Raw genomic sequence first — 20,265 nt, 5'->3', positions numbered from 1 at the left:
CGGTGGTACGTGCTCTGAAACAGCAAGGCGTAGAGATTTATTGGTTAGGAACTGCGAGCGGCTTGGAAAAGAAACTGGTTTCTCCGGAATTTCCATTGAGTTTTATTCAAATTAGAGCACTTCGAGGAAAAGGATTGTTACAGAAGTTTTTTTTGCCTTTTCGTCTGGCCCGAGCCGTTTTTCAATCTTATCGAGTGATCCGACGAGTGAAGCCCCAAATTATTTTAGGGATGGGAGGATATGTGGCAGGGCCTGGTGGTCTTGCCGCCTGGTTGACTTGTACTCCAATGGTAATTCATGAGCAAAATGCGGTGGCGGGATTGACTAATCGTGTGTTAGCAAAAATAGCCCGCTCTGTGCTACAAGCTTTCCCGGGGGCTTTTACTGGGGGGGGGGCGTAAGGACTACCGGAAATCCTATCCGAGCTGAATTAATCAATACGCCTTTGCCGCGAGTCCGCTTGCTGAATCGGCAAGGTCCTCTGCGAGTTTTGGTCTTGGGGGTAGTCAAGGTGCTCGTCTGATTAACCAAAAAATGGTGACTGCTCTAAGGAATTATCCTAATCCCCAAGAACTCATGCTATGGCATCAAACGGGTCAGGCGGATTTCGAGTGGCTTAAAAGAGCTTATGAAATGCTGGACTTCGAAGCACGAATCGATGCATTTATCGATGATATGGCAAAGGCCTACACATGGGCTGATTTGATTGTGTGCCGTTCGGGTGCTTTAACAGTAAGTGAAATTGCAGCGGTAGGTGTAGCCAGTATTTTTGTTCCCTATCCTTATGCTGTAGATGATCATCAATTTCACAACGGTCGCTTTTTAGAGCAAGCAGGGGCTGCTGTTATTATTCCAGAGAAATCATTAACGGAAAAATGTTTGATCCTTTATTTTGAGCAATTTGCTCGCGACAGGAATCGTCTGTTAACAATGGCAGAATGTGCGCGAAATTTAGCGGAGCCTAAAGCCGTGCAGAATGTGATTAGTGAATGTAAGAAGCTGTTATGATTCTGGATGGAAAAGTAATTAAGCATATTCATTGCCTAGGGATTGGCGGAATTGGCGTTAGTGCGCTTGCTGAAATTTTATTGAAAAAGGGATACCAAGTTAGTGGTTCTGATATTGCTCCCAATAAAAACACCGAAAGGCTCCATCGTTTAGGAGCTGAAATCATATTTAATCATAACGGGACAGCTGTTATCCAGGCCGATTGTGCTATTTATTCGAGCGCAATTACGTTGACTAACCCTGAATTCATTACCGCCCAACAAGCTAAAATCCCGCTCTTAAAGCGAGGTCAAATGCTGGCTAAAATGATGGTGGATTACCAATCGATTGCAGTGGCTGGTGCCCATGGAAAAACCACCACCAGTGCTCTTCTGGCTAATACTTTTGTTACTGCTGATTTAGATCCTACGTTTATGGTTGGTGGTGTGCTAAATGATAGCCAAACGCCTGTGCGGGTGGGAAATGGACCTTATTTTATTGCCGAAGCCGATGAGAGCGATGCATCTTTTCTCTATATGCATCCTAACATTGGCATAATAACAAATATCGATGCCGACCATCTAAGCACCTATGGAGGAGATTTTAATTGCTTGAAAAAACCTACGTACAATTTCTTCATCAAATTCCCCAAGGGGGAGTGGCTGTTTTGTGTAGGGATGATCCTGTGTTAAATGAATTAATTCCCACGTTATCTCAGAGAGTGATTAGCTATGGATTTTCAGCGGAAGCCGATTATCGAGCGAATAATTATTTACAAAAAGGGTTACAAACCCATTTTCAAGTTCATCGCTCGTTACAAGATAAATCGCCTTTGCCGGTTAAGCTTAATCTAGCGGGTCGCCATAATGCCCTTAACGCTTTAGCGGTCATAGGGGTCGGTGAATTAATTGGGATGGATGAAAAAAAATGTTGAAATCCTTGGCGCAATTTCCTGGAGTGGATCGTCGTTTTGCTATTCGAGGTGGAATGGTTCTTTCGAATGGACAAGCGCTGGTGATTGAAGATTATGGGCATCATCCGAATGAAATCAAAGCAACTCTATCAGCGGCGCGTGCTGCCTGGCCTAAAAGGCGGCTTATTCTTGTTTTTCAGCCGCACCGTTACAGTCGGACACAAGAATTAATGGACGATTTTGCTTCAGTTTTAACAGAGCCTGATTTATTAATATTGCTTGAGGTTTATAGTGCAGGGGAAACACCTATTCCAGGGGCCGATGGAAAAACATTATTAAAGATTATCGAGCAACAGACCACTAAAAAGTCTGCTTTTGTCCCAGGATTGCAAGATTTGCCGAAAATATTGCGAAAGTTGGTGCAACCCAATGACGTAGTTATTCTGCAAGGTGCCGGTAATGTGGGAGCTGCCGCAACCACTTTAATCGGAAGCCCACCAGTGAGTTTCTTTTAATTAGCAGGGTTCTTCATGCGGGAAGAAAAATTTAATAATGTACGAGGGGATTTAATTTATAACCATAATTTAGCGCGTTACACTTCCTGGCGAGTTGGCGGTAATGCCGAACGATTTTATCGGCCTGCTGATTTAGCAGATTTACAAAATTTCCTTGGCCAATTACCACCTGGTGAGCCATTAACCTGGTTGGGTTTGGGGAGTAATGTTTTAATTCGGGATGGTGGAATCAAAGGAACAGTAATTTTAACTTTAAACCGATTAAATGACGTTTCATTTTTTAAAGAAGATGAGCGATTAATGATCCGTGCCGAATCGGGTGTAACTTGTGCTAAGTTAGCAAAATTTTGCGCGAGCCAAGGGCTAGAGGACGGCGCTTTTTTTTCGGGAATTCCGGGAACCGTAGGTGGGGCTTTAGCATGAATGCTGGTGCTTTCGGCGGAGAAACCTGGTGTTATGTTGTTCGTGTGGAAATGGTCGACCATGGAGGTGTTCTCCATAAGCGACAGCGGATGAGTTTAAAATCAGTTATCGCGAAATTCAGGGTCTTACCAATCAATTTTTTGTCGCCGGTTATTTTTGTTTTAATCAGGGGGATGCTACTAGAGCTAAGAAAGCCATAAGTGAGTTGTTAAAAAAACGCAGTAGCTCTCAACCCATTGGGACTTTTAGTTGTGGTTCCGTTTTTCGAAATCCGCCGGGCAATTATGCGGCCCGACTCATTGAATCTGCAGGATTGAAGGGAAAAAAAATCGGTAATGCAGAAGTTTCAGAAAAAAATGCTAATTTTATTTTAAATAAAGGCGAGGCAAACTCTTCCGATATCGAACGTTTAATTCAACACGTTGCCCAGCGAGTTTATGAAATTCATAGCATCCAATTGATAAGAGAAGTACATATTATTGGTGATCATGAAATCACGTAAGAAAAATAAATATTCGTGGACAATCCAAATGCGAAAATTAATTCCTTCTCTTTTAGGGCTAGTCGTTTTTGCTGTGATTTTAGCGGGAATATTTACCTTACGTAATCCTAAAACCTTGCCTTTTCGTCAGATTGAAATAACCACGACCGGGATTCACTTGCAAATACCAGAATTAAAGAATATTATAATTCATCATATAAACGGAGGGTTTTTTTCTTTTAATGCTCGTGAATTGCGAGCCGCTTTAACGTCGTTACCATGGGTGTATGATGTTTCTATTCGGCGAATGTGGTCGAGTGAATTAGAAATTGCAGTCGCGGAGCAAAAGCCTTTAGCCCGATGGAACAAAACTCAATTAATATCCAAGATAGGTACATTGTTTAACCCGCCCATAGCGACAATTCCTAAAGATTTGCCTGAACTCAAAGGATCTGAAGGCAGTGAAAAAAATGTTCTTGCTCGATTTGAACAATTTGATCGATTATTGGAACCGTTGCATATAAAAATAACCGCCTTGCGGGTAAGCGATCGTGAAGCTTGGTTTTTCGTATTAAACAATCATATCCAAGTTTATTTGGGGCGTGAAGATATCGATCAACGATTTGAAAAGCTGGTTCGTTTTTATCGTCAAATTATTGGGAATCGAAGCGAGCACGTTGAATATATCGATCTTCGTTATCCCAATGGCTTAGCCGTTCAATGGAAGAGCGCGCCCTCGCCCTAACTCGTCTTCTAATGCAGAAGGAAATTAATTTGCTCCAGAATGTAGCACGAGGCTCCGGTCCTTCCTTCCTCCCTTTCTTCCATAGATAAACTAGTGGTTTGGGCTTCCCAGGGGGCTGATATTTTTAATTCCTAAGCTAGCGAGCAAATCCCACAATAAGGGTTTCCCTAATTTGCGGGACAGGTGTAGCCCGCCAGTAGTTCAGCAATTGCCTCTCGATTGGCGGAGAATTTCCCATAGTGTTGAGCATCATATTCCTAAGAGGTCTATCAAATTAAGATTAATGTCCAGGCTAGCCGTTAACTGAAGAATAAAAGATACCGTCTTGGTATTTCGATTCTAGGCGGAACAATGTAGTGTGCGAGTAGATTGTCGATTTCTGCTACGAAGGAGGGCGAGAAGACGCAGGGTAACCAGAAGCTCAGGATTTTGAGCCTCGCATATAGTCATATGCAGTGGTTACAAAGACTGTAATAAGACTGTAATTGCGTATTTTATAGCTTCGACAGAACGGCTTTGGGCGGTGGAGAAGCAATATATTATCTTCCATCCTATCGAGGCTGTTCGCAGGAATTCCCCACTCCGTGATGGAAGAATTCATTGCTTCAATAGCACATTTTCTCGCTGCCGAAAGAAGTATGTCCGTGCCATCGCCGTCTCCGCATGCAATCCTTGGGAATATTAAGCGTTTCTACTCAATATTTCATTACGCGTATAGCATTGCTGCGAGCAGCGTAATGCAATGCATTCTGCCCATCCTCATATCTCCGCTATGGGGATTAATTTCCAAAATTAATAGCGTATTTCATTCCTTCGACAAAATTATTTTGTGCGGCGAGGTCGAGCACATTAGCATCCTGGGTGTCTTGTGAAATCTCTTGCAACCTCAAATTCTTCATGGGCACATCGTATAGCTTCAAGAGAACCACTTTTAAGGTCGCCATATACAGGAGATTCATATTATTAGCATCATTATTTGCGCCAGGTTGGATTCTCAAGCGACTGCGAATAAGCCTTATCGCAGTTGCGTTCCCACTCAGTGTCACCCAATGCAAGGCGTTGATGCCGCGTGGGTCCTTGGTTTTCGTGCTGAGTCCTTTTAGCAAGGGCTTCTTCTATCGCAGATCCTCACCGCTGAGACAAACAAAGTTGCCAACGCGTTACGAAACGTCTTTCAAAAGAAAGGATTTTCTTTAACGTTTGAATAAGTTTATCGTAATTTTTGATAGAACGGTAAACCTCCATTAAATTCAAAGCTTGGTTTATAACTGAGATCGGAATAATTAGTGACGCCAATGGTAATATGGGTTGTTAATTTCGAGCCGAAAAATCGGCAAGTCGGTTAAGCTCTTGCTAAATCTCGTACTAATAAAAAAACAGATAGGGTATCTTCAAAAAATGACTGAGAGAGCGCGCCTTAATAATCTTTCATCGCCACATGGTCATAAAACCTTTACGTTTGGATGACGCGTTTTCATTAGCAAAGCGCCTGAATTGTTTGGCTCTGCGTTAACAGCCATGGTTTGCAGAATGCCAAAAATAGTTAATAAAAAGAGTGAAAGAAAAGAGTGAAAGAAAAGAGTGAAAGAAAACTAATAGAGGCATAAGAAGCAATAAGCCGATGAGCGATGTTGCATTAGCTTGGGTTTGAATGGAAAGGAAAATGTTTTACTTGTAAGTAATAAATTCCAAATTCATAGGGTGGGATAATATTCGCCACATTACGCACTACAAATAATTTCCCTAGGTCGCACTGAAGAACTAAAACGGGATCAACGCGCGAATCGAAACAAGCTACTACCTTGATTTCAGGGCGTTAACCATAATAAGCCAGATCCTGCATGACAGAGTTATTACCAGTGGCGTATTTTTTTCGGAAAGAACGGGGTAGTCTTGAATAATTTTGTTAAAAGATTTTTCATTTTATGAAGTATGGTCTACGATTATTTTCCAACCTGCTTGAGTGTGTTGGAAAAGGGTTGTAAAAAGCATTAGAAAAAATGTTTCCTGAAGTCTGCTTTAAATAATAACGACCCACAACTAAAACATAATCCTGTGATAACCGATCGATCTGATAAGGGAATAAAGTTAGTTTTCCCATCGCTTTTGAGTTGGGAAAGCGATGGATTAAATTTTCTTGGATTTGAGAGTATCCGTGAACGAGAGAATGCGTGATGTATAACGGTCCGGAGAGTTATGATAGATTTTCAAATATTGTTCGAGATTGCCTTGGTTCCAACGTTGGGTTGCTGTCTCATTAAGATGGCGTATTTATGTACAAGAATGGGCGAAAATCAGGGGCGTACAGCAGAAGAATAGAGCAATTAAAAAGACACTCGTGAAATTTTTTTTACTTGTTAATCTTATTGAGATTATTTTTTAAAGTATGCCTTTTTCTACCAAGTAATGCAAAATTGTACAAGTTTTAGATTATATTTGTAATCCTGAATTGAATTAATTTTAGACGCTCTCTTAATTTTAAGTATAAAATGAAGAAAATATTATAAGATTTTGATTTTTTAAAAAAATATATTTAAGAGTAATAAAATTTAAAAAAGAGTTCTAGGATTACGATTAATTTTTAATAGTGCTTTCAAGGTATATCGCTTATACTAATGATTTAACAGTCAATGTAAGTGGAGACACAGGGAGACTTTGGCAACTATGCCGAAAAATCCGGAAAAAAATCTTATTTTTGCGTTAGATATTGGCACTAGCAAAATAGCTGTGCTCGTTGGAGAAGGGGGCCAAGATAACCAAATTGAAGTTATTGGTTTTGGAACACATCCATCGCGTGGATTAAAACGTGGTGTGGTAGTTAATATTGAATCAACCGTACAATCAATTCAGCGCGCAGTTGAGGAAGCAGAATTAATGGCTGGCTGTGAAATTCGCTCTGCTTACACTGGGATTGCCGGTAGTCATATTCGCAGTTTAAATTCTCATGGGATTGTAGCAATTCGCGATCGCGAAGTTAATCAATCGGATGTAGATCGGGTAATCGATGCAGCGAAAGCAGTGGCTATTCCTGCTGATCAAAAATACTCCATATTTTGCCGCAAGAATTCATCATTGATAACCAAGAAGGTGTTCGCGAACCTGTGGGAATGTCAGGCGTCGCTTGGAAGCGAAAGTACATATCGTTACCGGCGCGTGAGTGCTGCTCAGAATATTACCAAATGTGTTCGCCGTTGCGGGTTGCAAGTGGATGATATCGTTTTGGAACAGCTTGCTTCGAGCCATTCGGTATTGACTGATGATGAAAAAGAATTAGGTGTTTGCATGGTTGATATTGGCGGGGGTACCACGGATATGGCTATCTTTACAGAAGGGGCTATTCGTCATACTTATGTTATTCCGATTGCGGGCGATCATGTAACCAACGATGTAGCGGTAGCTTTGCGCACTCCTACGCAATATGCTGAGCAAATTAAAATGAAGCACGCGTCAGCATTGCCGGCAGAAGTTGATCCTGAAGAAACCATACAGGTCCCGAGTGTTGCTAAACGACCACCAAAACAAGTCCCCAAAAGAGCACTAGCTCAGGTAGTTGCTGCGCGCTATGAGGAATTATTCGAATTGGTATTGACCGAATTGCGACGTAGTGGCTTTGAAGACTTAATTTCTGCTGGTATCGTTTTGACAGGCGGTGCTTCGCGAATTTTCGGATGTGTTGAATTGGGTGAAAAAATTTTCCAAATGCCCGTCCGACTGGGGCTGCCTCAGTACGTTAACGGATTAGCAGATGTTCGAGATAATCCTATTTATGCAACAGCAGTCGGCTTATTGATCCACGGTCATCAAAATCAAAACAACAATCCAGCGACGTTTGATTTAGATCACAGTTTGAGTTTATGGCAACGAATGAAAAGTTGGTTCCAGGGGAATTTTTAGGAGAAAGAGCATGTTTGAGCTTGGCGAAACTTCACCCCAAGATGCCCAAATAAAAGTAATTGGTATCGGAGGGGGTGGCGGAAATGCAATCGAGCATATGATTGCTGAAAGTATTGATGGCGTCGAATTCGTTTGTGCGAACACCGATGCTCAAGCATTGGGTCGTTCCAGTGCTCGAATCGTGCTCCAGTTAGGTGAAGAAATAACAAAAGGTTTGGGTGCGGGTGCAGATCCGAATATTGGACGTCAGGCAGCTGAAGAAGCGCATGATCGGATTCGAGAAATTCTCGAAGGGACTGATATGGTTTTTTAACGGCCGGCATGGGGGGCGGTACTGGAACCGGGGCGGCGCCAATATTTGCGGAAGTGGCTAAAGAATTAGGAATATTAACCGTCGCTATTGTGACCAAGCCGTTTGTTTTTGAAGGTAAAAAGCGAATGGAAGTGGCTGAAGAAGGAATTAAAGCATTAACTAAATATGTCGATTCCTTAATTACTATTCCTAATAATAAATTGCTTAATGTGCTGGGTAAAAATATTACCTTATTAAATGCATTTAAAGCTGCCAACAACGTATTGTTAGGTGCAGTGCAAGGTATTGCGGATTTAATCACCCGTCCGGGTTTAATCAACGTGGACTTTGCGGATGTGCGAACAGTGATGTCCGAAATGGGTATGGCTATGATGGGGACGGGTGTTAGCAGTGGTGAAAATCGTGCACGCGAAGCCGCCGAAGCAGCTATTGCTAGCCCATTATTGGAAGACGTAGATTTCACAGGTGCCCGTGGAGTATTGGTAAATATTACCTCCGGAATGGATCTTTCTATCGGAGAATTTGAGCAAGTAGGTGAAGCTGTTAAAGCATTTTCATCGGAAAACGCAACGGTAGTGGTTGGCACAGTAATCGATTCTGAAATGAGCGATGAATTACGAGTGACTGTTGTGGTTACTGGACTTGGTACGCAAAATAGTCGAGGTGCTAGTATGCCTCTTAAACCTGTAAAAAATACAAAAAACGATGGCACGTTGGATTATCACCAATTGGATCGACCGACGTATATGCGAAACCAAGAACCCTCTAAACGAACAGTGGAAATAAAGGAACAGCGAGACCGTGATTTTGAATATTTAGATATTCCTGCTTTTTTACGCCGTCAGGAAGAAGATTAACGTTTGTAAAACGTGCCTCTCTCTTTTTTGGGGGATAATTGTGTTCCTGTTAAATTTAAATAAAGGATATGCTAGAATGCGCCTCTTTTTGGGAAAGGATTGAAATAATGATCAAGCAAAGAACTCTGAAAAATGTTGTCAGAGCAACCGGTGTTGGTGTTCACACTGGCGAAAAAGTTTATTTGACCCTCCGTCCCGCGCCATCCAATACTGGCATTATCTTTTACCGAACGGATTTAAATCCTGTTGTAGAAATTCCTGCCACAGTTAATCATATTGGTGATACCAGTTTATCGACTTGTTTAGCAAAAAACGATGTTCGGGTGGCTACTGTCGAACATTTATTATCCGCTTTAGCGGGTGTTGGTATTGATAATTTATATATTGATCTCACTTCACCAGAACTTCCCATTATGGATGGAAGTGCTGGTCCTTTTGTATTTTTAATCCAGTCGGCTGGGATTGAAGAACAAAATGCTGCTAAAGAATTTATTCGAATTAAAAAAAGGATTAAGGTAGAAGACGGCGAAAAAAGTGTAATGATTGAACCCTATAACGGATTTAAAATTAGTTTTAGTATCGATTTCGATCATCCTTTATTTAATAAACAGAACCAAAATGCAACTCTTGATTTTTCGAGCACTTCCTATGTAAAAGAAGTTTCTCGTGCACGCACTTTTGGTTTTTTGTCGGACTATGAATTTATTCGAAAAAATAATTTAGCCCTAGGTGCTAGCTTGGATAATGCGATTGTCTTAGATGAATATAAAATTTTAAACCAAGATGGCTTGCGTTATTCTGATGAATTCGTTAAACATAAAATCCTCGATGTGATTGGTGATCTTTATTTATTAGGCTATGGACTAATTGGAGCTTTCCACGGGGTTAAATCTGGTCACACTCTAAATAGTTCTTTATTAAAGAAATTATTAGCTCAAAAAGAAGTTTGGGAAATTATTACTTTCAAAGATTCTTCAGAATTACCATTTGCTTTTACTCCCACCGCTGTAACTGCTTAATCTGATCGGATAAATTAATTGTTCCTTTGATGCCGCATGGAGGCTTATTCCTATTTTGTATGAACGACGAAAATGGACATTTTTTATTTTGTTATAAATAAAATATTCCTATTTAGAAAATTTTATTCTCATTCTGAAAAATAAAATCACTTCACAGCTAAAAAGTACTGCTATTCTAATTATTCCCAAAAATATTATTTTTAATAATATCTTAATAATTTCAGAATATAATCTGTCATATTATTTTAAATAATAATTAAATTCAAATGAGAAGAAATTACGAGACCTGCTAAAGAAACTATAATAGAAATGTCAATGATCGACCATCTTCCCGCCTATTATCTGCTGAATTAGCTGATTGGGTGGAAAGAATAAAAACTCAAAATTCTTTGACAATGAGTCAATTATGAAATTAGCGAAGAACATCGAAAAAAAAGATTGAAAAAATTAGAAAAAATCAGTCATGGACTTTTCCTGATGTATCGAAGATTTTTGCTAATTTTTCTTTTAGTAGTTTTCTTCTACATCTATTTATTTTCCTGGTCGCAGGCTATTATTTCAGTTGGAAAACTTTTTTAGTAATTCAAGTTGTTAAAGAATTCATTTATAATGAATTATCTTTTGCTTCGGATCAAGTGAACAAGTTTGGAAACCAGTGAATTTACCCTTGATTTAGTCTTTAACCTTATCATGATAGAAACTCCGTTTTACAATTCCTTTGCTCATGCCATTTTTTCAGTAAAATTAAATGAAATACAAGCTAACCTTATGCTAACCTTATTAAAGGGAATAAAATAAGTATAAAGGGAAATAAGTAAGTGGGGAGCCGCACACCTCACCTCATATCAGAAAAAACGCCGTATTGGATATTTCTTTGATAAATTTAATCCTGATAAAATAAGAAAGGAACCTGGAAAATTATTTAATTCCGCTTTAAATAGCTCCAAAGAGCAAATTGAAAAAAAATAAAAATAGACATAAAAAAGCGAATTGGATATCCTTGTTGCGTCTTCTCTAAAAAAATTTAATGAAGCCAAAAAAATAAGTGAGCAGGAACTTAAAAATTTAGTGAAGAGCTGAAAAAACAAAAAATTCAAATAGTTAACGATGCTATTAACAGAATTAACGCTATTAAAGATATAGCGAGTGGAGAAGTTGAATCGGTTGGGAGTACTATAAAAGATGGCGTTGTTGCTGTGGGGGTGCCCTAACGTAGAGCGAGAAATAAATTGCTTAAAAGTTGAAAGTATAAAATTAATTAATGCAGCTGAGAAAGAAATAATCGATGCTATTAATTTTTTCACAGGAAAAAATTTTAGAATTTGGTAAACCGTAGTAAAATCGCCTGCTTCATCGGCTTGCGAGGTAATTGACTGGACGGATCAAGAAGTCATAGTCCGTGGTAGTTAATAATTATCATTGGTAATTCCTTCGATAACATTTACGTTATTAATTGCTGTTCCTTATAAACTTCGTATACACCAAATGTTAGGTATTATCGTCGATTTAGGAGATTGCATGGTAGAAACTACAAAGGCGTGTTTACAAACTGACACAAACTGACAAGGAATTGCAGCCTTCAAATCTCTTTTTAGAAAAGCCGGAAGCACAAAAAACTTATGAGCTTATAGCTGTTTGTAGGTATGCCTTTTATTGGAAGGTTTACCCCCCCCCTGATAAGGATGTTAAGAAGGAGGTAGAAGAAGCTCTTAGGACCATTTCTGCGAAAGAACTGCCAAAAGCAACTATAAAAAGTCATAGATAACTATCAGGAGTTATTGATGGCTGCATTAAAGGACATTATTTTTCCTCACGAAGAAAGTGAGTTAATGAAAACAACATTTGAGTTGCAATTACTTACACCAACGGTTAATTCTTCCTACTATTCTGGTAAATAAGAATTACCTCCGCGAGAAGGTCTCAGAAGTTTGTGCCAAGATGCCAATAACCCAGAGCTCAAATGAAGTAAATTCTCGGACTGAAGGTCCGCATCTATTTTACTCTAGCAGAAATTCTGACGTAACGAAAGATATCATCCAGACGCAACTTATATACTTTCTTTTAACCATTAGAAATTATTAGTAAATCTGACGCGGCTTTAAATTGATATTTGAGGCTGCTGCGCCTATCTCTTCTATAAATCGGGTCGAACCCGACATTGGATCTTCTGAATCGCAAGATCTTGTTGAGCAAGCTGTTCCAATAAATGAGGAACTAAGTAGCGAACTCGGGTGGCCCAAACTGGGTTCTTTAACTGGAGGGTTAACGTTCCCTGCGAAAGATTCATAATTCGGCAATGAGGAACAATTTCTGGAGGCAGAATTTGATTCAAAAATCTTTCCACTGCGAGGATTTGCTGTGCTTTTTGGACAAGTAGCTTAAGTGAATTTGTTTGAAAACACTCTTTAATCGATTTGGCATCACTGGTTTGCATTTACTTCATACTATGAGAAAATTCCCCTTCATCCATCAATAATATACAATGCCGTTTATGCTTGGCAATCTTATTAAGAAAGTAGTTGGTACTCGCAATGAACGGTTGCTCAGAAGCTATTCCAAGACACTCCTCAAAATTAACGCCTTAGAACCCGGGATTAAGGCTCTATCTGATCAGGTTTTGCGTGCCAAAACCAGTGAATTTCAGAAGCGACTTAAGGAAGGTGAAAATCTGGACGCACTATTACCCGAAGTGTTTGCTCTAGTGCGCGAGGCGAGCATCCGAACCCTAGGGCTCCGTCACTTTGATGTCCAATTAATAGGGGGAATTGCTCTTCACAATGGTAAAGTTGCAGAAATGCGTACGGGTGAAGGGAAAACGCTGGTAGCAACGATGCCTGCTTATCTTACGCCCTCACTGGAAAAAGTGTCCATCTTGTCACTGTAAACGATTATTTAGCTAAACGTGATGCGGAATGGATGAAGCCTATTTACGAATTTCTGGGTTTGACGGTGGGAATTAACGTACCAGGAATGGGGCCTGCAGAAAAGCAAGCTGCTTATGCAGCAGATATCACCTATGGTACCAATAATGAATTTGGTTTTGACTATTTACGGGACAATATGGTTTTTAGCCTGGACCAACGTGTTCAGCGTCCATTGCATTATGCCATTATCGACGAAGTCGATTCAATTTTAATTGACGAAGCCCGAACACCTTTAATTATTTCAGGTCAGGCGGAAGAGTCCTCGGATCTTTATATCAAAATAAACAAACTCGTTCCCTTCTTAAGATTACAAAAAATGGAAGAAGGGCAAAAAGAAGAAGAGGTTTTGAAAGAAGATGGTGGGGATTATATCATGGATGAAAAAAATCGACAAGTTTATCTGACGGAACAAGGTCACCGAACCATTGAAGCTTTGCTTGTAAAAGAAGGGCTCATGAAAGCCGGAGAAAGCTTATATGATGTGGCAAACATATCGTTAATGCATTATGTATATGCCGCTTTGCGTGCACATGCACTGTTCCACCGAGATGTTCATTACATTATAAAAAATAACGAGGTGATTATTGTTGATGAACATACGGGGCGGTTAATGCCAGGACGTCGTTGGTCTGATGGTTTGCATCAAGCAGTTGAAGCAAAAGAAGGTGTTCCTATTGAATTAGAAAATCAAACCTTGGCGACGATTACTTTCCAAAATTATTTCCGCCTTTATGAAAAGCTGTCCGGAATGACAGGTACGGCGGATACCGAAGCGTTTGAATTACAGAAAATCTATGGTTTGGAGGTTGTCGTCATTCCTACTAACAGACCGATGATTCGCCGAGATGAGCCGGATCAAGTTTACTTAACTTCCAAAATGAAACTCCAGGCGATTGTTGAAGAAGTTAAAAAACGTCGTGCAAAAGGACAACCATTGTTAATTGGAACTGCTTCCATTGAAGCGTCTGAAGTAGTATCACGGTTTTAAAAAAGGCCAATATAAAACATGAAGTTTTGAATGCTAAAAATCATGAGCGTGAGGCGAAAATTATTGCTGAAGCAGGGCGTTCGGGGGCGGTGACCATTGCCACGAATATGGCTGGACGTGGGACCGATATTGTTTTAGGTGGAAATTTGGAAGCTGAATTGGCTGAATTGGATAACCTGTCTGAGGAAGAAATTAAAAAGCGTAAAGTAGAGTGGCAAAAACGACATGACACCGTTATTGTGGCAGGGGGGTTACACGTATTAGGAACTGAACGTCACGAGTCTCGCCGCATTGATAATCAATTACGTGGTCGTTCAGGACGACAAGGCGATCCTGGATCTTCCCAATTCTATCTTTCAATAGAAGATAATTTGCTACGCATTTTTGTCGCTGAACGAATGTCCAATATGATGCGTCGCTTAGGAGTAAAAGAAGAAGACGTTATTGAACATAAATGGATTAGTCACGCCATTGAAAAGGCCCAAAAACGTGTAGAAGGAATGAATTTTGATATTCGAAAGCAGTTGTTAGAGTATGATGATGTAGCTAATGACCAACGTAAAGTAATTTATCAGCAACGATTTGAATTATTACAAGCCGATAATATTGCCAATACCATTGAAGCAATTCATGAAGAAGCAGTGAGTGATATGGTTAATCTTTTTGTACCGCCTCAAAGTTTAAAAGAAGAATGGGATGTCACGGCCTTAGAGAAGCAGATTCGTGAAGATTTTGGTGTGGCTTTTCCTATCACGGAATGGCTTGAAAAAGACGAAGCTCTGGATGAAGAAACATTGCATCAGCGGATAATTGACGAGATTACCCATGGCTACAAAGAAAAAGAAGCGAGAGTCGGTTCAAACGTTATGCGCGATGTGGAAAAAACAATTATGCTGCAATTATTGGATCATCATTGGAAGGACCATTTGGCAGCAATGGATCATTTGCGACAAGGTATCCATTTGCGTGGTTATGCTCAAAAAATCCTGCACAAGAGTATAAGCGTGAATCTTTTGAATTATTCACGCAAATGTTAGCGCGACTTAAATATGAGGTTGTTGCTACTTTATCGAAATTAGAAATCACGACGGAAGAAAAAGTAGTTGAGCAGCAGCAACGATTATTTCACCAACCGACTACCGAATTGCAATATCAACATGCTGAAATGACTGCCTTGCAAGGCGAAACAGATGTTACTATCGCTGAAGCTGAGTCCGTGCAGCCTTTTGTACGCTCCCAACCTAAAATTGGGCGCAATGAAGCTTGCCCTTGTGGTAGTGGCCAGAAATATAAATATTGTCACGGAAAATTAACCTAACCTATTCTATCAGATGAGTGGCTCCCTTCTTCATGTGGCTATTGGTCTTGTTATTAATTTAGAAAATGAAGTTCTTGTGTCATTGCGGCCTATGCATATGGCTCAAGGAAGAGGGCTTTGGGAGTTTCCTGGAGGAAAATTAGAATCGGGTGAAAATAGTTATGAAGCGTTATGTCGAGAATTAAAAGAAGAGGTAAATATAACAGTTTTGACAGCACAGCCATTTATGAATATTCATCATTCATATGATGAAACGAAGTTATTTTACATGTATGGCAAATTAAAGAATTTACGGGACATCCTCGTGGCTTAGAGGGTCAAGAGATTAAGTTTGTTCCGCTGAAGAAATTACAAGAATTATCTTTTCCTAAACCCAATAAGTTGATTATTCATCGTTTATTAAATCTTGCAGCAATTTAACATAAAGAAAATATCGTCAGAGACGCTTTTGTTACTGCTGCTATTGTCCTTAACATCTAATGATAAAAAACGGATGATAAGACGATGTTTACCTGCAGAAATCTCTGGATAAACCTTTTTTTGATAGGCAAAGTTAATTGGATGAGTTGACAGGGTGAATTAACAAGCGTTTGTTGAAAAAAACCCTCTTGTGCGACAACATTTTGAGGAGAGGTACTTTCGCGAGTGATCTGTAAAATGGTATTAATCATTAGGGATAACGATTTAAATTCCCCCGCCCAGTTTTGTAAGTCAGCAATACGATTTTCGCTAGGTTGGCGCAACCATAATGAATAAGAAGGGGTAGTGAAGTTGCAAGGACCTGCTGGATTATGTAAATGAACGCGAATTTGGTTCAAGAAGTATTTTGGCGAAGATTCTCAGCTATTCTTCCTGGTATCTGATGCAATTGATTAATGTGCTGATCAAGGATGGTCAATAATTTTTGCAGTTTATAGCCATCGATTTGGGATAAGTGTTTTAATTGGGCAAGAGTAGAGGCTTGTTGGGCAAGGGCTTGAGTAAGCTTACTCTTTAAGTTGGGGCGGTCGATAACGTTTAATGATTTGAGCAAAGCTAACATAGCTAAATGACTTCCTCCTGAGGTAGAAGCATTGAGGTTGGAGTGAAGTTGACAAAAAAGGTGCTCAAGCCTCAGACAAATTCGGATAAGCTCATTAAGTGGCTGTTCATAAGTAATAGTCTCTTCGATCATGGCTGTTGAGGTTCTTCATCTATTTATTCATCATAACATGAAATTTTGATCAGAAAAATAAGAAGTAGTAGGATAAAGTTCCAGAGAAGCGTGTTTTGCTTATTTAAAAATTTTCCTTCGCTTAATTTTTTGTTCAAGAGGCTTCTCAATGGGAGGCAGCTGATTTAATCTCTGTTTTTTTATTCATTATTTAGCCAATTTCAGGTATTGGACATGTAGCTGAAATACTGCCTCACCTAATGCCGGAAGCGTTTTATCATTAACAATCACATCGTTCGCCATGGCTAGCCGTTCTTCGCGGCTGCTTTGTGATTCAAGAATTAATTCAATCTGTTTGTCAGAAAGATGATCACGTATTTTTGTGCGCTGAATTTGCAAAAATACAGGGACATCAACCACTAAAATGCGATCAAGATAATTTATTGAATGTCTAGTCCTTGCTAATAAAGGAATCACTAAAATACAATAAGGAGAGTTTATTTCTTCAAGCTTTTCCTTCATTTTCAAAATAATAAGAGGGTGTAATAAGTTTTCCAACCATTGTCGTTCTTGTGGATATTTGAAGATTAATCTTTGTAATCGAGAGCGATTTAACGAGTTTTCTCCATTTAGAATTTTCTTTCCAAAATGCGCCACAATTTTTTTAAATGCTACTTGGCTCAAGATCGTAATTTCACGGGCAATTTCATCAGCGTCGATGATAGGAATCCCCAATTCAGCAAAATAATTTACAACAGTGCTTTTACCGCTGCCAATTCCTCCAGTTAAACCAATTCGTAACATTTTCCATCCTTAAAGTAAAGAAGATTAAAATAAAGAAGAAAATAAAGCGTATATAATAGTGCTGGTTCTCATAAAAGGATAACCCAGACTCTAATAGTAATAAAGGGACCAAATGGAATCGGATTTTTGAAAGATATTTTTTCCAGAAAAAGGAGGAGAATACTAGATAGAAGACCCAGAAATACACCCAATAAGAGTGTAATTTAATACAGCCTGAGCTCTTAACCAGGAACCAATCATCTCCCAGCATTTTAAAATCTCCATGCCCCATGCCTTGTTTTCCGCGGATTAATCGATAGAAAATAGCTGTAATCCACAGGAGCCTATAACTCAATATAGCGCCGAAGATGGCGTAATGAGGTGTCGTAAAAACTGAGAACAAACTTTAAAAAAGTCCAAGCCACAATGTGGGTAAGGTGATGCTATCCGGTAAGAATTGCTTGTGAAGATCAATAAAAAAGTACGATTAATAGCCATGTAAATAAGAGAGCAGCTAGCGAATACTAGGTAATTTGATAACGAATCACAATCAAAACGAACAGCAGACAAGAATTCTACCAGAATGTAATATGTCTGTATTTTCTTGTAACAATTGACACAGCGTCCCCGCAATAGTAAGTACCTCACTAAGGGTATATTGTGAATAATTTTTATAGGCTTTTTAGATTGCGAACAGTGTGAGTAAGGAATGAGAAATTTAGCTTTGGTTCAAGAGGAAAATTGAGATGACGCTGACATTTGCGGGGCCATTCAATTTCCAAAATAATAAGGTAACAAACAATAACGACATTTAGAAAACTACCTCTTACTAATCTCATAAGAGTACTTATAGCAACAATAATATAAAAATTGGCTTGAAAGTTTGAAATAAATTGCATAAAAACATGCCTTATTTTATAAAACGGAACCCATTTGGAATAAAGGTAAATACATAGAAATAACGAGATTTCTAATGACTAAAGCCAATAATATCATAAGGAAAGAGAGCGTCTTTTGGAAAACCTAGCATTAACTAATATATTTAAGAACTGAAAAAATAACAATAGCTTTTCGCTTGATTCTCTTATACCAAAAATTAAACATAACTGTCTTCCTGAACAACGCGATGGAGCTCTGTAAGATCGGTAATGTTTGCTGCTACTTTCGTTAAACCTGCTTTCTAGAGAGTTTGTATACCTTCTTTTACAGCTTGTTCTACAATAATCTACGCTCAATATTTATTTAAAATAAGTTCATGGATAGGTCGAGGTAAGAGATAATAATTCATAGATACTGGTTCGCCCTTAATAGCCGTTTGAACAGAAAGTATAGGGTGGAAGAGTGGCTTTGTAATGGGAACAGAGACAACGAATTAATCGCTGAGCAATGACGAGTTTGAGCGTGTTAACAAAATATTGAAGGGTTCAATACCCATATCTATTAAACAAGCAATGGATTCGGATGTGCTGTTAGTATGTAAGTGGCTAAAACAAGATGCCCAGTGTAAGAGGCACGTATAGCGATTGAGGTTGTATCAAGATCACGGATTTTGCTAATCATGATAATGTTAGGATCTTGGCGTAAAAAAAGTTCGCAGAATAGTCAAAAAATTGAACCCTAATTTTTTGTTAACAGCCACTTGATTGATACCAGCAAGTTGAATTTAGATCAGATATTCTACGGTAGAAATATTTTTTTGAAAGGAATTAATATGGTTAAGAGCTGCGTAAAGCAAAACTGTTTTCCTGCTTTCCGTTGGGCCCAGCGATTAGGATCAAGCCCTGAGGTTGTTCAATTTTCTTTATGAATAATTGTTGTGATCTTTCATCCAATCCAAGTTCTTCTAAATTCAACAAATGGTGAACTGGGTTCAATAAACAAATGATAATTTTCTCTTCAGATATTGTTGAATAACTACTGAGGCGACAATCTCGAGTTAGGTTTATGGACGCAGTAAATTGAAACCAACCATCTTAAAGAAGACTCTTCTCTGAAATATCTAACTTTATGATCACTTTTAACCGACTGAAAATTGCTGCTGATTGCGTCAGGGATAACTCTATTATCGGATATAAAATTTCATCAACTCGTATTCGAATGCGATAATACTGTTTCATTGGTTCAAAGTGAATATCGGAAGCTTCTCGGTAAATGGCGTCGGTGAGAATCTGGTTTACTAATTCTATAACAGTACTCTTGATATGAATTGCAGAACTGTAAATCTGTTGGCTGGTTAATTTATTTATTAAGACAATAAATTGATTGTAAGGAGCAAAAACTATTTTATATTGTTTATTAGTTTAAAATTGTAATTTTTCAATCAGTAGTAAAACCGCAGGTTTGCTAATCATGAGCGTATTTGGATTTTCAAGAAGAGGAAGAAAAGCATAATATTTTAAATAATTGCGTGGCAGCAGTTCCGTTAGAAATCAGTCTGAAGACTTATTTAAATCAATAGTTTTGAACCCAAAATAATTTGCGCAAGCCTTTTCTATCTCCTTTGAAGGTATAATTTTTTGAGTTATAAGATAATGTAAGAAAGTCGAAGAGATCAGATCTTCTGGGCCTGATCCAGAGCTGACAGAATTTGTTTTTGGGTCAAGATTTTTTGTTGAACTAGAATGTGGGTCAAGCCCTTGAAATCAGTTAGCATAACCAGCCGCTACTACTCCGCCGCGCTGGTTGACGTTGGTTGACCACAATAAAATTTTTTCTTGTAGGGTGTATGTTAAAATATAGTCGTCTTTAGGTTCAATACCATATTTTTCTGTGGTATTACTGTAATAATTCGGTCTTTAACGTCAATGGATTTATAAATCCTCGTCCGCTGCCGGCAGTTATAGTGGGAGGAATACCATTTTTTGGCTGAACATTCAGAAAGATTTTCAGTCGTTTTATAACATTCTTCGATGACTAATTTATAGGAGGTGTGGCGTTGTACGACCTCGTGGT

The 20,265-nt window shown here is 38.9% G+C and carries 12 protein-coding genes and 8 pseudogenes; 10 read left to right on the top strand and 10 right to left on the bottom strand.

Annotated features, from left to right (window positions below; genetic code table 11):
* Window positions 1-2: 2 nt before the first annotated feature.
* The 4 genes and pseudogenes from murG (at window position 3) to B1F79_RS06170 (ending at window position 4,064) form a co-directional block, all read left to right on the top strand.
* Window positions 3-1,008 (top strand): annotated as a pseudogene (gene murG / locus B1F79_RS06185) (undecaprenyldiphospho-muramoylpentapeptide beta-N-acetylglucosaminyltransferase).
* Window positions 1,005-2,415, top strand: a pseudogene (gene murC, locus B1F79_RS06180) (UDP-N-acetylmuramate--L-alanine ligase). The pseudogenes murG and murC overlap by 4 nt, the downstream one beginning before the upstream one ends.
* A 15-nt stretch (window positions 2,416-2,430) precedes the next feature.
* Window positions 2,431-3,340, top strand: a pseudogene (gene murB, locus B1F79_RS06175) (UDP-N-acetylmuramate dehydrogenase).
* A gap of 28 nt (window positions 3,341-3,368) precedes the next feature.
* On the top strand, window positions 3,369-4,064 hold the full coding sequence (locus B1F79_RS06170; RefSeq protein WP_251366404.1) for a cell division protein FtsQ/DivIB: 696 nt from the start codon (window positions 3,369-3,371) through the stop codon (window positions 4,062-4,064).
* Window positions 4,065-4,843: 779 nt separating this feature from the next.
* On the opposite strand, the gene B1F79_RS06165 is transcribed toward B1F79_RS06170, so the two are convergent.
* Window positions 4,844-5,119 carry a hypothetical protein gene (locus B1F79_RS06165; RefSeq protein ID WP_251366403.1) on the bottom strand — a complete coding sequence of 92 codons (276 nt, stop codon included), beginning with the start codon at window positions 5,117-5,119 and terminating at the stop codon, window positions 4,844-4,846.
* Between the two features lie 608 nt (window positions 5,120-5,727).
* Window positions 5,728-5,966, bottom strand: a pseudogene (locus B1F79_RS06160) (carbonic anhydrase); the annotation flags it as partial.
* A 762-nt stretch (window positions 5,967-6,728) separates the two neighbouring features.
* On the opposite strand from B1F79_RS06160, the gene ftsA reads away from it, so the two are divergent.
* From ftsA to B1F79_RS06140, 4 genes and pseudogenes are all read left to right on the top strand, one after another.
* The gene (gene ftsA, locus B1F79_RS06155) at window positions 6,729-7,958 is read left to right on the top strand and encodes a cell division protein FtsA (protein WP_251366406.1); all 1,230 of its coding nucleotides are present in this window, start codon (window positions 6,729-6,731) and stop codon (window positions 7,956-7,958) included.
* Window positions 7,959-7,968: 10 nt separating this feature from the next.
* Window positions 7,969-9,128: pseudogene (ftsZ, locus tag B1F79_RS06150) on the top strand (cell division protein FtsZ).
* Window positions 9,129-9,235: 107 nt separating this feature from the next.
* Complete coding sequence (gene lpxC / locus B1F79_RS06145) at window positions 9,236-10,147, top strand: UDP-3-O-acyl-N-acetylglucosamine deacetylase (protein ID WP_251366402.1); 912 nt, start codon at window positions 9,236-9,238, stop codon at window positions 10,145-10,147.
* 1,419 nt (window positions 10,148-11,566) lie between these two features.
* Complete coding sequence (locus B1F79_RS06140) at window positions 11,567-11,710, top strand: hypothetical protein (protein WP_251366401.1); 144 nt, start codon at window positions 11,567-11,569, stop codon at window positions 11,708-11,710.
* A 571-nt stretch (window positions 11,711-12,281) separates the two neighbouring features.
* Here B1F79_RS06140 and B1F79_RS06135 read toward each other — a convergent pair.
* Complete coding sequence (locus B1F79_RS06135; protein WP_251366400.1) at window positions 12,282-12,581, bottom strand: DciA family protein; 300 nt, start codon at window positions 12,579-12,581, stop codon at window positions 12,282-12,284.
* A gap of 57 nt (window positions 12,582-12,638) precedes the next feature.
* Between B1F79_RS06135 and secA the strand changes: the two are divergent.
* Window positions 12,639-15,377: pseudogene (gene secA, locus B1F79_RS06130) on the top strand (preprotein translocase subunit SecA).
* A 13-nt stretch (window positions 15,378-15,390) separates the two neighbouring features.
* Entirely contained in the window at window positions 15,391-15,690 is a 300-nt protein-coding gene (locus B1F79_RS06125) for an NUDIX domain-containing protein (protein WP_251366399.1), read from the top strand.
* A gap of 163 nt (window positions 15,691-15,853) precedes the next feature.
* On the opposite strand, the gene zapD (B1F79_RS06120) is transcribed toward B1F79_RS06125, so the two are convergent.
* From zapD (B1F79_RS06120) to B1F79_RS06090, 7 genes and pseudogenes are all read right to left on the bottom strand, one after another.
* Complete coding sequence (zapD, locus tag B1F79_RS06120) at window positions 15,854-16,195, bottom strand: cell division protein ZapD (protein WP_251366398.1); 342 nt, start codon at window positions 16,193-16,195, stop codon at window positions 15,854-15,856.
* Complete coding sequence (zapD, locus tag B1F79_RS06115) at window positions 16,192-16,551, bottom strand: cell division protein ZapD (protein ID WP_251366397.1); 360 nt, start codon at window positions 16,549-16,551, stop codon at window positions 16,192-16,194. The genes zapD (B1F79_RS06120) and zapD (B1F79_RS06115) overlap by 4 nt, the downstream gene beginning before the upstream one ends.
* 186 nt (window positions 16,552-16,737) lie before the next feature.
* Window positions 16,738-17,334 (bottom strand): dephospho-CoA kinase, encoded by a 597-nt coding sequence (gene coaE / locus B1F79_RS06110; protein ID WP_251366396.1) that lies wholly within the window; start codon window positions 17,332-17,334, stop codon window positions 16,738-16,740.
* A 330-nt stretch (window positions 17,335-17,664) separates the two neighbouring features.
* A complete protein-coding gene (locus B1F79_RS06105; RefSeq protein WP_251366405.1) occupies window positions 17,665-17,979 on the bottom strand; it encodes a prepilin peptidase in 315 nt (104 codons plus the stop codon).
* Window positions 17,980-18,753: 774 nt separating this feature from the next.
* A complete protein-coding gene (locus B1F79_RS06100; protein WP_251366395.1) occupies window positions 18,754-18,873 on the bottom strand; it encodes an ATPase, T2SS/T4P/T4SS family in 120 nt (39 codons plus the stop codon).
* 155 nt (window positions 18,874-19,028) lie between these two features.
* A pseudogene (locus tag B1F79_RS07155) lies at window positions 19,029-19,466 on the bottom strand (ATPase, T2SS/T4P/T4SS family).
* A gap of 575 nt (window positions 19,467-20,041) precedes the next feature.
* Window positions 20,042-20,265 (bottom strand): annotated as a pseudogene (locus B1F79_RS06090) (hypothetical protein); the annotation flags it as partial.

It is taken from the genome of Coxiella-like endosymbiont of Rhipicephalus sanguineus, assembly GCF_018687865.1.
The sequence above is the reverse complement of the archived record's forward strand: the minus strand, read 5'-3'. Positions and strand labels throughout refer to the sequence as shown.